We start from the raw sequence: 14,670 nt of genomic DNA on the forward strand, positions 1-14,670 counted from the left end.
TACAAGCACTAAACTATGAAAGCATCGCTATTAATAAACAATTCCATAGAAATAACAGGAGGTACTATTAATGCATAAAACAGAAGAAATTTTAGAAGCTAAAAATTACATTCTTAGTAAAACAAAAGAAGTTCCCGAAATCGGAATTATCCTAGGTTCTGGATTGGGCGGCCTTGCCGATGAGATAGAAAACGGAGTTGTCATTCCATACGAGGATATTCCTTTTTTCTCGAAATCAGCTGCAGTTGGTCACGCAAATGAATTAGTTATCGGGCGTTTAGAAGGTAAAACAGTCGTGGCTATGAAAGGACGTTATCACTTCTACGAAGGATATTCTTTAGACGAAGTTACCTTCCCTGTCAGAGTGATGAAAGCATTAGGTATAGAAAAACTAATTATCACGAATGCGTGTGGAGCGGTAAATACTGACTTTAATCCGGGCGAGTTAATGCTAATTACAGATCATCTTAATTTAGTTGGCATAAATCCATTGATTGGTAAAAACAACGATGATTTAGGAACGCGCTTCCCAGACGTTTCTGAGGTTTATAATCGCGAAATGAGAGAAATAGCGTTAAAAGTAGCGCGTGAGAATGACATTACATTAAGAGAAGGCGTCTATGGTTGGTGGAGTGGCCCTATTTACGAAACACCTGCTGAAATCCGTATGATTCGCATTTTAGGTGGAGATGCAATTGGCATGTCAACAGTGCCTGAAGCAGTTGTTGCGATTCATTCAGGGCTGAAGGTATTAGGAATATCTTGCTTAACGAATATGGCGTGTGGGATTCTAGATGAACCATTAAGTCATGAGGATGTCATAAAAGTTGCTGCTCAATCTCGAAGTGCATTTGTACATTTAATTAAAAACGTCTTGCAAGAGATTTAAAGAAATTAATAAATACGAAAAGCCTTCTGAGAAACACTCCCAGAGGGCTTTTCACATGCTTATTAATAGACTTCAAAGTTCTGACCAGTTTGTAGGCCAAAGACACTTTTTTCAAAAGCAAGAACTACACGCCTTACAGGTACTGCATCAAACCCTTGGAAAAGGGTGCCGAATTTGTGTATCGACTCTTGTAACACATTTGGACTTACGCTATTAATGCGAATTCCTCTTGGCATTTCAATAGCCGCAGCTTTAACGAATGCCCTGACGCCGCCGTTTGCCAGAGCCGCTGATGCTCCTTTCGCGATTGGGTCATCCATCATAACCCCCGTCGTTAACGTGTAACTCCCACCATCGTTCATATTATTAAAACCTAAAAGCACTAGATTGACTTGCCCTTTCAGTTTGCTATCAATCCCGATGTCATTCAACTCGGGTGTCATATCCGTAACTGCGTCGAAATGAGCACGACCTGCTGCATTAATCACCGCGTCAACTTTGCCAACCTTTTCATACATCTTTTTAATGCTCTCTACTGACGTAATATCAACAGATACATCGGCACCATTTCGTCCGGCACGAATGACCTCGTGATTTTTCTCCAGTTCTTTAGTAACCGCATTACCAATCGTTCCACTTGCACCTACGACAAGTATTTTAATATGTAGCCCCCCTTTTTAAAGTATCTAGCTTCAATTAGTTATTGTTCCATCATACTTATCAAATGCACTACTTATGAAAAATACCCCAAATGAATTTTCTTTGTTCTTAAAAGTACCTCATCCAAAATACTTCACACCAATCTGTATAATCAGGAGCACGGTTACGATACGTAGTAGTGGTTTAACATGCTCTGTTTTCAATTTACGTGCGAGACGAACACCAAGTTGTGCACCACTTATCGAACCAAGCATTAATGCAATTGTGAGTGGCCATATTATTTTCCCCGTCGAAATATAACTGATTGAGGCGCCGAAACAGCTTGAAAAAATCATGATACGAGACAAGCCGACTGCCCTCAAGTAAGAAACTTTCAATCGAGCAAATAAATATAACGCTAACGTTCCGCTACCCGGTCCAAAAACGCCGTCGTAAATACCAATTCCATACAATGAAGTGGCACTTTTTTTAGTTGCACGAAAGGATTTATTACCGTCAAAATCCGCTTTTCCAAGAAATGATGAGATGAATGCGAACGTTAATAGTATAATCGCGATAACAATCATCCATTCTTCTTTCAAAAAGGAAGCGATTACTCCGCCCGTTACTCCTCCAGCAAGACTGATCGGAACAACCGTAAGTGCTTCTTTGACCGTTACTTCTTTATTTTTATAAATCACAAGAAAACTTGAAAATGAGCTCACTGTGTTTGATACTTTATTGGCCCCAATTGCCGAGTGGACCGGCAATCCCATCAGCAGCATGGCCGGCAAACTGATAAGTCCCCCACCCCCTGCTAATGTACCAAGCGTTGTTGCAGCAAACCCGATGAAATAAAGCAAGATGTATTCCATATAGCATCCTTCTTTCAGTGAAAACCTCTATATGACTAGCATATTCAACCTTAGTCCATAAGTAAATTCAATTGTATGAATGAAAGTACATTCGAAAAACGAATGAGCTAATCTGTATATAGTACTCAAAATACACGCTGCGGCTGTTGCTCCGTAACAACAATGAATGTACATGGAATGAAAAATGCTCCTTCCGATTTATTCGGGGGAGCATTTTTCATTCCAGTTAGTTAATCAATAAGCGCGACTGAACCACACAGTATATTTTGCTGCTGTTCCACAATTGATGCATGTTGACTTTGTAGCGGGTGGATTGAATGGGATATTACGCGTCGTAAATTTTGTTTTTTCTTTCACTTGTTTTTCACAGGCGTCATCTCCACACCAGCCCGCAAGGATCCAACCTGGGATTTCTCCATTTTCTGTCGAGTCAGCAATATGTTGCGTTAATTGCTCGAGTGAATCGACATGCGTATGGGAATGCTTTTCACGGAATGCACGTGCTTTGTCCAATAAGCGAGTTTGCATCGTGTTAAGCGCGCCTTCGATGCAGTCAGCTATAGTTGGAAGATCAACAGAAATTTTTTCTTCTTCATCGCGAGCTTTTATTATTGCTTGGTTATTCTCCAAGTCACGTGGCCCTAATTCAACTCGAACCGGCACACCTTTCAGTTCCCATTCATTGAATTTATAACCCGGTGATTGATCAGAATCATCCAAGCGCACGCGAATTCCTTTTGCCTTTAATTCCGCATAAATCTTATCAAGTCTTTCCATAATTTCAGGATTCTTCTTCCAAGGTCCTACTGGAATTAATACAACCTGCGTCGGTGCGACACGTGGCGGCAATACAAGCCCTTGTTCATCGCCATGCACCATAATAACAGAACCTATCAATCGGGTAGAAGTCCCCCAAGATGTCGTATGGACAAATTCATGCTTATTTTCTTTATTTAAATACTTAATATCAAATGCTTGCGCGAATTTTGTTCCTAAATAATGTGAAGTTCCTGCTTGAACTGCTTTTCCATCCTTCATCATTGCTTCAATGGAGTACGTATCTACAGCACCTGCGAAACGCTCGGAAGGTGTCTTTTGACCATCATATACTGGAATCGCCAGCAACTCTTCGACAACTTCTTTATAAATGTTGAGCATTTGCATCGTTTCAGCACGTGCTTCTTCTTCATCCACGTGAGCTGTATGCCCTTCTTGCCATAAAAACTCAGACGTCCGAATGAACGGCAATGTTTTCTTTTCCCAACGGAAGACGTTCGCCCATTGGTTAATTAACACAGGAAGATCTCGATAGCTTTTAATCCAATCCGAATAAAGATGCCCAACCATCGTTTCAGACGTTGGTCGAAGCGCTAAACGCTCTTCTAGCTTTTCACCTGCAGCTTCGGTAACCCAAGGGAGTTCTGGTGAGAACCCTTCGATATGATCCTTCTCTTTTTCAAAAAACGACTCTGGAATAAGCATTGGAAAATAGGCATTTCGATGCCCCGTTTCTTTAAAACGTCTATCCATCTCGGCTTGGATATGCTCCCAAATTTCATAGCCATCCGGTTTGAATGCAATGCACCCGCGAACTGGCGTGTAATCCATTAAATCCGCCTTTTGAATCGTGTCGATATACCAGCTTGTAAAATCATTTTTCTGTTGATTGGTCATTAATTTCCCCTCCTAAAATAATAAAGAAATCCTTCGGTTGCCTGAAGTCTAGACATCAAAAAAGCACAAAGTTGTCCTTATAATAAGGACGTCTTTGTGCTGAATGGACGTGGTACCACCTTAGTTTAGCCTAAATCAATTGCACCCCGGTGTAATTGCGTCCAGATTTCGAATTGCATGTGCGCAATTCAAAATCTGTGACATCCGCCGGAGGCTTTAACTTAATTCAGCTGAATTAAGTTAAATTCAAGCCCTCTAAAACGTTTGATAACGAAAACGACTCGGTTATGTTGTCATAACATCTCAGTGGTAGGTTTCGACAAGAAGCGGTGATATAGCTCTCAGTAAGTCGCTATACTTTCTGGTTCACAATTCTTGTCTACTTGGTCACATCAAAGATTTCATATTACTTTTAATATATCAAATACTCGCGGTTCATACAACTTCAATGAATGTCGACAGGCACTGGAAAATTATTTGGGCAAATACGGTCGTAATTTTTGCATATGATTCCCATCGAAGTTGCCTCTTACGATGTAGATGAAGTCTGTTCTAATTTAAGATTAGATTTATTGAGCTATTATTACTTGTCATGCTATACTAAATGGGCATTTAATTGAGAATGATTTTCATTTGAAGTTCAAAAACTTCATATACTATCTAAACATAAAGGGGATTATCAGATGAGTCAGCAAGAAGGGAAAAATGTGGTTGAACAAAACATTATAGACCGAAGAACAATCAAATCTTTTAAAAAAGATCCGATTAGTGCTGAAGTAATCATCGAGCTGCTAAATGTCGCGAAATGGGCACCGAACCACAAGTTGACGGAACCGTGGCGCTTTCAGTTGTACGTGGGTGAAGGAAAAGAACAATTTGTTCAGGCCTACATTGACTCGCAGCCGAAAGTAGATGGCGAAGTTTCAGAAAAAGTGAATAGAAAAGCACAATACTTCCGAGATATACCCGTTCATCTTGTAGTCATTATGCCTGAAGATCCCCGTCAAAGAAGATGGGATGAGGATTACGGGGCAATTTCCTCTCTAATTCAAAACTTCCAACTTGCGGCATGGGAAAGGGAAATTGGAATGATTTGGCGTACTAACGATTGGGTATACGACCCGGCATTCAGGGAGGCCATCGATGTCCTACCTGGCGAAAAAGTCGTAGCGACGTTAATGATCGGCTATCCTAAACATATACCAGAAGCTCAACCACGCACGGATATTCGCGAACTTGTTACGATCATTAATAAGTAGTTTTTCGAATTAGAGACTATATATGTTGAATTAAAGAATCCCATTGAATCGCTACGGCGCTAGGGGATGCCTCCCGCCATAAGCCAAGCAGCTTCGCCGCCAGTCTTATGGCTTCGGCTACCCCTGCTAAGGCGCCTTCGCTCAGTATATATACCGGATTCAACATATATAATTATATTCAAGAAATGCGCTTTCTCACACAGACCATCCAGCGAAGGCGCGACTTCGTGGTAGCCGGAGCGATAAGACTGAAAGCGGTCTTCTTTCTGGCTTATCGCGGGAGGCATCCACAAAGTGCCGAAGCGGTATTGGTAGGAGTTCTAATTTGCTCTAAGTAATGGTGCCTTTTCAGTGGCCTCCCAAATTCCCTTGTAAAGCGCATACGCCATATTCATTTGTTCAACATTTAATAAGTAGAACTTGTGAGCGGTTATCCGATTTAATTTATACATCTACTCATGAACTCCTATCATTAGCCATATAGTTAGGCTATATAAGTTGATATATGGAGGAGGATATCATGCAGACGAAAGAAGTACGCTTACGTCGAATCCAGCAACTAGCTCATGAAATCATGCATGAAATGAATAGAGGGAATGAGCCAAGACAGTTTGAGACGCTAAATCTCGCGGTTGATAATCTATCTCGGGCACTTGGAGACTTAGCAGATCCATCCGGTAACTATTCACTCGACTATATAGAAGAAAAATTAGGAAAAGCACATTATCTATTATTTAAAAACGAAAAAAAGATAAAGCTTCATTCTTAATAAGTGACAGTCACTACTAGCCAAAATCCCCACAATCTCGTCGTAAACTTCTACGAGATTGTGGGGATTTTTGTAACGCCTTTATTTTCACTTTAAGCAGTACCACCTTTTTTCTTTCTAAGTACCCGTCGCACAATGTGGACTACTGCTATGAACTAGTTAAAAACCATATTCCTCATCTTTCACTTTTCGAATCCCTGCATAAGCATCGACAAGAAGCACGGTATCTTCCACTAAGCGCTCCAGACGGAAGAGAACATCATCATTAACGATTTCTTTGCGATGGAAATCCTTTTCTTCTATAAACACATAAGTAGGTACAATATGTGCCTTCATATACGCTAAAATTGGCTTTAACTGTTGTTCCGCCATCAAATAATGCTTGGATGTACCTGCTGTTACGAGCATACTCACTACTTTATCCCGGAACGCATTGACTGGTAATAAATCAAATATATTTTTGAGCGTAGCCGGAATAGAAGCTTGGAACGTTGGCGATCCAATAATGATTGCATCTGCGGCCATAAGCGTTTCTGTAACATACTTGGTGTCACCCTCGTAGTCCCAATAATTACGCCCGTCACTAAAAACCACTTCAAATTCAGCCAGATCCAGTAATGTAATCTCTGCATCCGGGTATTTTTCATGCGCTATTTTGACCGTATAATCCATCGCTGTTCTTGTTTTAGACCCTACATTGGAGCCCGATAGTAAGACGATTTTCATGCTAGCATCTCCTTATTTTCCAGCAGTATATTTCTTAACTGCTGGTAGTATTTCTGTCGCAATTAATTCGATATTTTTCATAACTTTATCAAACGGTACGCCACCAAAGTCAATTTGTGCCATGAATCGCTGTTGACCAAATAGCTCATATTGGTAGAGCATTTTTTCAATAATTTGCTGTGGACTACCAATCATTAATGCATCGCGCGTATCCGTTGATTGTGCAAATTGTTGTTTCGGATAGCCGCCGCCTCTTAACGCCTGCATACCTGCATTGGCATGTGGATAATATTCACGAAGCGCATCCTGTGAAGTTTCTGCTGTATAGAATAGGCTCGTTGTTGCAATTGGCAACGCCGCTGGATCAAAACCACTACGCTGCGCCGCCTCACGATAGGCATCCACCGACGCCTTAAAGTTAATCGCTGGTCCACCAAGAGTTGTCAGCATCATCGGGACTCCTGCATACCCCGCCTTAATCGCACTCGCGGGTGGTCCTCCTACTGCACGCCATATTGGCAGATGACCATTCTGCGGTTGTGGTAAAATCGTTGCATTTTCCAATGGTGCCCGAAATTGCCCCTGCCATGTCACCGTTTCTTCATTATTTATCTTCAACAGAAGTTCTAACTTTTCTTCAAATAACTCTTCGTAATCATGTACGTCAAACCCAAGTAAACTATAGGCCCCAATCCGTGAACCACGCCCTGCAACAATTTCAGCTCGACCTTTTGAAATTAAATCAATCGTGGCAAAATCCTCATAGATACGCACAGGATCAGATACACTTAACACCGTTGCAGAACTTGCAATTTTAATATTTTTTGTTGCCTGTGCGATAGCGCCTAAAATGACCGTATGCGCTTGTGTTGTAAAATGCGTTTGATGACTCTCCCCTACTGCAAAAACATCTAGTCCCGCCTCATCAGCCAACTTACTTGCTTCAATCAATTCGTGAATACGCTGCTCTGCGCTAATACGACTTCCTGTTAACGGATTTAGTAAATGATCCCCAATCGAATATAAACCAAATTCAAGTCCTTTAGTTGTGTCAATACGGTATTTCTCCATTTTCATCGTCTCCTTTTTCTATGCCCATACTTTGTATCGTTTCTATTAATCAATCGGTTGTAGTTTCGCTTCAATTTCTGCACGTTTTGATTCTAAAAATGGTGGTAAATCTAATTCTTTTCCTAAATCTTTAACCGCTGAATCAACTGTAAATCCAGGTCCATCTGTGGCAATTTCGAATAGAATGCCATTTGAATCACGGAAGTATAAGCTTTGGAAATAAAAACGATCGATAACACCAGATGAATCGAAGCCACGTTCTTTCACGACTCCGTCCCAATAGCGCAGCTCTTCCTCGTTCTTCACACGAATCGCTAAATGATGAATACTGCCTCGGCCCGGTTTTTCACTCGGTCCCTCCAACTGCTTCAAAACAATTTCACCAAATGCTTGCCCAGCAACCGACTGATAAATAGCTTCTTTCTCAGAATGAGCTACTTCCACATAGCCAAACATCTCTTGCAACATTTTAGCCGTCCGTTCCAAATAACGTACTGTTATTTCCGTAGTTCCCATTCCTAAAATACGATGCTCTTGCTCCACAACTGAATCTTCCCAAGGCGACCAAAATTCAGGTATCGCTTCGCCATTATTATTTAGCAAGATCATTCGTAACCCCTCTGTATCCTCAAATGGCAGCGCTGCTCGACCTGCATACGTTGTAATGTCTCCGTGCTCTACACCCAATTGCTCAAAGCGCTTTTTCCAATACGTTAAACTTTCAAGTGATGGCACGAGTAAGCCGATTTGTGTTATGGCATTTGTTCCACGGACGGTTTTTCCAGCGTTCGTCATTTCAAAAAAGGATAACTCCGTTCCTGCACTTCCCGTTAAATCCCCATAAAACAAGTGATACATGGATGGGCTATCTTGGTTAACCGTCTTTTTCACACGGCGCAAGCCTAATACATCTCGGTAAAAGTGATTAGTCGCTTGAGCGCTTTTTGTAATCATTGAAATGTGGTGATATCCTGGTATTTTATACATGCTAGTTCCTCCTTGGTTTTTAAATTGATTAGTCAAGTGATAGTGCAAAAAAAATCACTCCAGCGGCAATTCTTTTTTTTGACTATGTTTATGGATGCGTGTCATTAATTTGTAAAGTGTTTTCTCTTCTTCCTCGTTTAATACATCAGCAAAAAATGACGTTTGAAACGCCAGTTGAGCTGGCATCGCCTCTTCTAAAATCGCTTCAGCCTTGTCAGTTAAGCTAATCATTTTCGTTTTCCAGTCTTGCTTACGTACAATATAGTCTTCTTTTTCAAGTCGTGCGAGCATGCGGGAAATACCGCCTTGCGTAACGGTCACTTTTTCAGCTAATTCACTTTGTGTAAGTGGCTGGTATATCTGAATTTGAACAAGTACATCAAATTGGGCAGTTGTTAAATCAAAACGCTTTAAAAACTCATTCGACAGTTGGTTACTTTGGTTTGTAAAACGCATTAAACGTAACCAAATCAACGAGCCAATCGTATTATTACGCATCTTGTTTCGCCTCCTCATCACTAACCTTAATATCACTTTACCACGCAAGTGATGGAGAATCAAGTTATAAACCTTGAATTCGAGATTTAATATTTAAACTTTTACTTTCTAATAAGCAACTGGTAACCAGAATAAAAACTTCCTACCTCGCACATTGATTATTACTATATAGTCCGCACTTAACGAATGGAATGTTCCCCTAACACCGCTTTGTCGCTTGGTGATGGCCTCACGCAGTAAGCCCGCCAGAAGATCACTTGGGAGGGATTGAACTGCATCCCTCCTTGGTCTTATTGCTCCGGCTCACACTTGTCGCTCATTCGCTAGTTTTGTTCGTTATACTGGTTAGCTATACCACCTAGTTAACTCTAAATAAGTAGTGCCGAGTATATAGTAGTTTGTTCATTTTTACTTATTCCACTATTAATAAATACGGACGTTATACGAATCGCTTAAGTACCGGTTAAAATGACAAAGGGAACAACCCCATTAAGAGTTGTTCCCTTTGTTGTGCTTATTTTAGGAGTTCAATAGTAAAACTAGATGTTTTAAACAACTTAGGCACTTTATCTTCAGATGCGGAGGCCTGATTACCAGCAACCCCACTTAAAATTACTACAAGTAAAAGAATAGATAAAAGTTTCTTCATTATAAATCCTCCCATTTTTTTATTTTTCTGAAAATGTTTTCATACTTATTTGCTTCTTGATAACAAATAGATGATAGCTTGTATTTCCGATTACTAAAATGCCATTCGGCAAGTGCTAAATAGTATTTGTGAACATATCGGTAATCTTGTACTTTTTTAAAGTATTCAATTGCTTCTTCAGTAATACTTTCGGATAAACCTCGTTCACTATGGAGGGATTCGAAAATATTAAAATGATGATAATACGATGTTAAGCTTTTATCTTTTAATTTTAAAAACAATGAGGTTCCCTCATCACACCATACTTTAACTAACGCTTTATTGTTCATCTTAGAGTATTCAATCACTAAACAAAGTATTGAAATAATTGGATCATTTTCATCAGTTTTATATGCAATGCTTTGTTTATAGTAAGCAATTGCTTCCTCTTTATTGCCCATTATACTAGATAAGGATCCTAAGTTATGATAGACAATTCCTTTTTCTCGGCGTAAATTGAATTCATCACAAATTTGCATCGCTTTTAGGTAGGATTCCAAGGCTTCTTGAAATTGTTCACTTTTCTTACGAGTGATTCCAATAAGTATGTAACACTCTAAAACTCTCTTCATTAAAAAGTTTTCCCTGAAATATTCAAGAGCTCTTCTTGTATATTCAATTGAGGTAAAGATTCGACTATCTGCGGTGTAAACTACCCCTATCATATAATTCAATTCTGCTTTTTCCCAAGCTTCTAATGCAATGTCATCGACTAATAATAACACATCTTCTAAATATTCAATCGATTTATTGCGATTTTCTGTTGAATAATTATAAATTGCTTTATTTACTTTATATAGATAGGTTTGCCGTGGGTTAAATTCTTTGCTTAACTCTTCAAGATCTTTAATTCCCTTTTTTATTTCATCCAAATTCCCGCCTGAAATAATGCGGAACCTTAATACAATCAGCAGATAAGTGTAGTAGAGCGTTCGATTTTCAAATAAGGGACTGTGTTGTTCTAAATACTCCAGTTTTTGTTTAGTAAAACTTTCATCTCGATTTGTGATTACTTCCTTGTAAGTAGCTTCTATCATTTTTTCAAAATCAATTTCAGTTTGCTGATTATTTTTCTGTAACTTCGATGAATCTATTCCTAAACGATTAAATAATAACGTGACTATGTCTTCGCTTGGGAAAATTAAATTCCGTTCGATTTTAGATAAGTAAGATGGCGTACAGATTCCTTTTGCTAATACTAATTGCTTCATTTCTTGTCTAATTCGTTCTGCCCTTATTAAATGACCAACTTTCATTAGCGAATCCCTCTCTTTTACAGCATAGTACATACTTAACATTAATCATACCATTTTAATGTGAGAAATTTATTACCGAAAGGCTTAAATAATGCATAATTCTAAATAAAATGTCCCAACCTAATTGGATGTTACTTTAGTCTTGTGGGTGGTATGTTTAACTTAGCAAGAAACAAGGGGTAGTACGCATGCGAATCGAAGACATTTATTCCCATAAAATCGTTAAGGTAATTAAAATAGATAAAGGCCATAGTCAATGTATAGATAATAATGGATCGGTTCCGGATTCTAAAGCAATTTCCAATATGTTAAATCTAGTGGATAAATTCATACCATTCTTTCGAAGGGAGTGAGATTATGCCTACAGAAACGACAAACGAGCAATTTGATGGTGAATATAAAGATCTGCAATTATATCAAATGAAAATTGAACTGATTGAGTTTTTGGATAAGATGAAGTCTAATGGATTCTTAGAATCAGTAGAATTTCGCGATATTTCAAATGAAATCAAGCAGATTTAACTCAAGGAGTTATTCATTCAATTCTATCATTGAAAAGTTTTTCAGTTTAATTTTGGTGAAACAAAACATGTGCTAATGCAGTTCTGAGTGAGTTAGTTTGATAGTTGGAAATCACTAAACCACTAGAGGGTAGTAAACAATACCAAAATACAGCCTACGCTAATACCAATAAAATCGTATACAACAAAAAACTCAGTCTAATTGTAATGACTGAGTTTTTTTATGCAATTGTAGTTCGCTGGCATAGATAGAAATCATTTGCTCCAAACCACTAACACAAAACAATAACTTTATTGGGTGTAGTTTGGGCTGGGATACTTCTAGTAGTAGCACCATAGGTAACAATTAGATTTCGATTTGCAATACTTCTGGTAAAGGCTTGCCCGTTTTCCAATAAGATTTGAGTATGCGAAGATATATTTAATCTTAATGCGCCGTCACTACTCTCTAATTGGCTGTTAAAAAAGGATACTTTCACATTTTGATAGGGAGTGTCTTTGGCAATTACAAGCGCACGAAATTGTGGTGGGTATATGAGAGGGACTAGCGCGTTCGCATCATAAAACCCAGTTATCTTATCTCCTACGGCCACCATTACATGATCTACAAAGTAAGTTGTGGGTGCCACTACGAAATTGACTAACGTCCCGTTCCCATTTTCCACGGCTATTAATTTATAGCAACCGGCTTCGTTATTTTGCCCTATCGAAAAATCATCAATCGTCGTTACCGTCCCATTAAAAGCTTTAAAGTTTATCATCCCGTTACCTCCGTTGCTAATCGAACTTATATCTATATAGATTATGCTATCTTAATATCGATTGTTCGCTAGACACGGAAGTTTGTGTAGGCAAATGTAAAGCTAGAAATATTATAGATCTCTGGCTTTAGTGCTTCTATTGAAAGCTGATGCACTATTAATGAAAAAACTGTTACCATGTATAAAAAAACATCTTTATCTACTAGATCTCATTGTAGACAAAGATGTTTTTTACTATTTATATGATGTGCCCTCTAACAGAAGTAACCGATTAGTTACTCATCTCTCAAAGTAGCTCATTAAAATTACCCAAAAAGATTTTCTATTTTTCTTTTTCATGCTCATACAGCGACGTGCTAATTCATGAGCTCTTGCTTCTTTCTGTAATTCACGCATCCGTTCACGGACGTATTCTATATCATGTTCAAACATTCTATTACTCCCTTAGGAGCACTTCCAAGTTTATTGTAAAGGTATGGAAAACACTATTCTTGTTATATATTTACCACCTAAATATACTGTTGGTGACTCCAATTTATTTTCTCCGTATCGCTTATTCAATCTGTTATTCACAATTTTGTTGATCATCTTTTATTCTCCTCCTCAATCTTATTTGTAATTAATTCTTAAAGTATTAAAATCTTTCACTATCCGCTCTCTGTAGATTCCTTCCTCAATACTTTTCTTTGCTGAATTACGTAAAACATAGTCAACACTCCTTTTCTACTTATTTATGCAACACGCAATGCGTGGAAACACCAATTTGTATTTAAATTGAACTCAAAAAGGCACACGCCTATTAAAATAAGCGTGTGCTCATTATAAAGAACGGCAGAATATATGCCATTCCGATACTAATTAGTTAAAAGAAAGATTGTATAAGCACGGAATGACTATAAAGTTATAGGTAGAATATACACGTTTAATCATTTTTTCCGCGCCTCCCTCTTTTTGTAAATCCAACTACTTTAGGATACCATTTCCATTTTATAATTGTCAATAGATTTAGATAATAAAGTTTTTTTGCACTCTACTATAACTGACTTCAAAAAACGGATGCTGCTATTATCGCCTGCGACATCGTTTAATCTCCTTAAAAAAACCCTAAAAAAGTACCTGTTTCTGAAAAAATTCAGAACTAGGTACCTTTTTTCATATCTATTCATTAATACTAGATTTCATGCCTTTACAATTATCCGACCAAACACCTTTACATTGACAATGATTTTCGTCGACCAATGGGCCAGGACATATAAAATAATAAATACAACGACAAGTGGCTTAAATAAAATCCAGGCCACAATCCAAATTAGGAATGCATATATCGGTTTTACTCTTGTTAACAGTTTAGACGGCACCAAGAACAATCGGTACACTTTATATTGCTTTTGTAAAATTTCCAAGTACTCTTCTCTTAATTGGCGATTATCAGGTTTTATTCGGACTGCATTTTCCAAGTAATGCAATGACTTTAAATGATCTCCCCTTTGATCAGCTGCCCAAGCTAAATACATAAAGACAGTTGAATTTTCTGGCTCTAGTTCCAATGCTTGTTCTTCCGCTTGAAGAGCAAGATCTTGATTCCCCAAAATACTTTCAACATAACTGTAATTTGCAAGATAGAGTGCATTAGAAGTCTCAAATTTTAAAGCAACGAGAAAGCTTTCTTTCGCTTTCTTATAATTACCGCGCTGATTATAAATATTCCCTTTCAAAAAATAATAATGGCCTTCTTCGGGGTAAATCGTTAAAGCCTCTTTAATCGCGGTCATCGCTTCATCATATTTACCTTCTGTGTAAAGCGTCGATACCCTAACCTCCCACGCGACTTCATTTTCCGGTTCTTTCTTTAATGCTTCTTGTGACCAATGCCAAGATTTTTCAAAGTCATCTAACATTAAATAGACTTTACTGAGAAGCGCATAACCATCCGCATCTTCGGGGTATTGTTGAATGTAGTTTTCCGTCTCTTTAATGGCGTCTTTAAAACGACTCCACTCACACAATTGTTCAATCCGCATGAGTTGTGCATATTGTTTTTCTTCGTCCATCGCAAC

General features: G+C 38.5%; 16 protein-coding genes. 4 read left to right on the forward strand and 12 right to left on the reverse strand.

The genetic code is table 11. The annotated features are described in order from the left end of the window. The first annotated feature begins 70 nt into the window (after positions 1-70). Positions 71-889, forward strand: a complete 819-nt coding sequence (locus ACP8HG_RS15945) for a purine-nucleoside phosphorylase (RefSeq protein WP_067213671.1) — start codon at positions 71-73, stop codon at positions 887-889. A gap of 62 nt (positions 890-951) precedes the next feature. Here the strand turns inward: ACP8HG_RS15945 and ACP8HG_RS15950 are convergent, their stop codons facing one another. The 3 genes from ACP8HG_RS15950 to proS form a co-directional block, all read right to left on the reverse strand. Next, positions 952-1,551, reverse strand: coding sequence for a short chain dehydrogenase (locus tag ACP8HG_RS15950; protein ID WP_342539717.1), 600 nt, complete (start codon positions 1,549-1,551; stop codon positions 952-954). Between the two features lie 117 nt (positions 1,552-1,668). Beyond that, positions 1,669-2,403 (reverse strand): sulfite exporter TauE/SafE family protein, encoded by a 735-nt coding sequence (locus tag ACP8HG_RS15955; RefSeq protein WP_342539297.1) that lies wholly within the window; start codon positions 2,401-2,403, stop codon positions 1,669-1,671. Between the two features lie 234 nt (positions 2,404-2,637). Continuing rightward, a complete protein-coding gene (gene proS, locus ACP8HG_RS15960) occupies positions 2,638-4,077 on the reverse strand; it encodes a proline--tRNA ligase (RefSeq protein ID WP_438297157.1) in 1,440 nt (479 codons plus the stop codon). 683 nt (positions 4,078-4,760) lie between these two features. On the opposite strand from proS, the gene ACP8HG_RS15965 reads away from it, so the two are divergent. Then, complete coding sequence (locus ACP8HG_RS15965; RefSeq protein ID WP_187046197.1) at positions 4,761-5,336, forward strand: nitroreductase family protein; 576 nt, start codon at positions 4,761-4,763, stop codon at positions 5,334-5,336. A 520-nt stretch (positions 5,337-5,856) separates the two neighbouring features. After that, positions 5,857-6,105 carry a hypothetical protein gene (locus tag ACP8HG_RS15970; protein WP_187046198.1) on the forward strand — a complete coding sequence of 83 codons (249 nt, stop codon included), beginning with the start codon at positions 5,857-5,859 and terminating at the stop codon, positions 6,103-6,105. Positions 6,106-6,264: 159 nt separating this feature from the next. Here ACP8HG_RS15970 and ACP8HG_RS15975 read toward each other — a convergent pair whose 3' ends face one another. The 6 genes from ACP8HG_RS15975 to ACP8HG_RS16000 form a co-directional block, all read right to left on the reverse strand. Then, a complete protein-coding gene (locus ACP8HG_RS15975) occupies positions 6,265-6,831 on the reverse strand; it encodes an NADPH-dependent FMN reductase (protein WP_438297159.1) in 567 nt (188 codons plus the stop codon). 12 nt (positions 6,832-6,843) lie between these two features. Beyond that, positions 6,844-7,902: an LLM class flavin-dependent oxidoreductase gene (locus ACP8HG_RS15980; protein ID WP_187046200.1), complete on the reverse strand. Its 1,059-nt coding sequence runs from the start codon at positions 7,900-7,902 to the stop codon at positions 6,844-6,846. 45 nt (positions 7,903-7,947) lie between these two features. Further along, positions 7,948-8,889 carry a ring-cleaving dioxygenase gene (locus tag ACP8HG_RS15985; protein WP_438297162.1) on the reverse strand — a complete coding sequence of 314 codons (942 nt, stop codon included), beginning with the start codon at positions 8,887-8,889 and terminating at the stop codon, positions 7,948-7,950. Between the two features lie 54 nt (positions 8,890-8,943). Beyond that, positions 8,944-9,387, reverse strand: a complete 444-nt coding sequence (locus ACP8HG_RS15990; RefSeq protein WP_067213680.1) for a MarR family winged helix-turn-helix transcriptional regulator — start codon at positions 9,385-9,387, stop codon at positions 8,944-8,946. Positions 9,388-9,901: 514 nt separating this feature from the next. Beyond that, the gene (locus ACP8HG_RS15995) at positions 9,902-10,036 is read right to left on the reverse strand and encodes a hypothetical protein (RefSeq protein WP_255428532.1); all 135 of its coding nucleotides are present in this window, start codon (positions 10,034-10,036) and stop codon (positions 9,902-9,904) included. After that, complete coding sequence (locus tag ACP8HG_RS16000; RefSeq protein WP_187046202.1) at positions 10,036-11,331, reverse strand: tetratricopeptide repeat protein; 1,296 nt, start codon at positions 11,329-11,331, stop codon at positions 10,036-10,038. Before ACP8HG_RS16000 ends, ACP8HG_RS15995 begins: the two co-directional genes overlap by 1 nt. Before the next feature lie 357 nt (positions 11,332-11,688). Between ACP8HG_RS16000 and ACP8HG_RS16005 the strand changes: the two genes are divergently transcribed. After that, complete coding sequence (locus ACP8HG_RS16005; protein ID WP_156476125.1) at positions 11,689-11,853, forward strand: hypothetical protein; 165 nt, start codon at positions 11,689-11,691, stop codon at positions 11,851-11,853. Between the two features lie 271 nt (positions 11,854-12,124). On the opposite strand, the gene ACP8HG_RS16010 is transcribed toward ACP8HG_RS16005, so the two are convergent. From ACP8HG_RS16010 to ACP8HG_RS16020, 3 genes are all read right to left on the reverse strand, one after another. Next, positions 12,125-12,613 carry a hypothetical protein gene (locus tag ACP8HG_RS16010; protein WP_421101901.1) on the reverse strand — a complete coding sequence of 163 codons (489 nt, stop codon included), beginning with the start codon at positions 12,611-12,613 and terminating at the stop codon, positions 12,125-12,127. A gap of 279 nt (positions 12,614-12,892) precedes the next feature. Beyond that, positions 12,893-13,045: a hypothetical protein gene (locus ACP8HG_RS16015; RefSeq protein ID WP_338654559.1), complete on the reverse strand. Its 153-nt coding sequence runs from the start codon at positions 13,043-13,045 to the stop codon at positions 12,893-12,895. Positions 13,046-13,791: 746 nt separating this feature from the next. Then, a complete protein-coding gene (locus ACP8HG_RS16020; RefSeq protein WP_187046205.1) occupies positions 13,792-14,664 on the reverse strand; it encodes a tetratricopeptide repeat protein in 873 nt (290 codons plus the stop codon). Between the last annotated feature and the right edge of the window lie 6 nt (positions 14,665-14,670).

Origin of the sequence: Sporosarcina sp. FA15, assembly GCF_051550195.1 — a bacterium.
GTDB lineage: Bacteria > Bacillota > Bacilli > Bacillales_A > Planococcaceae > Sporosarcina > Sporosarcina psychrophila.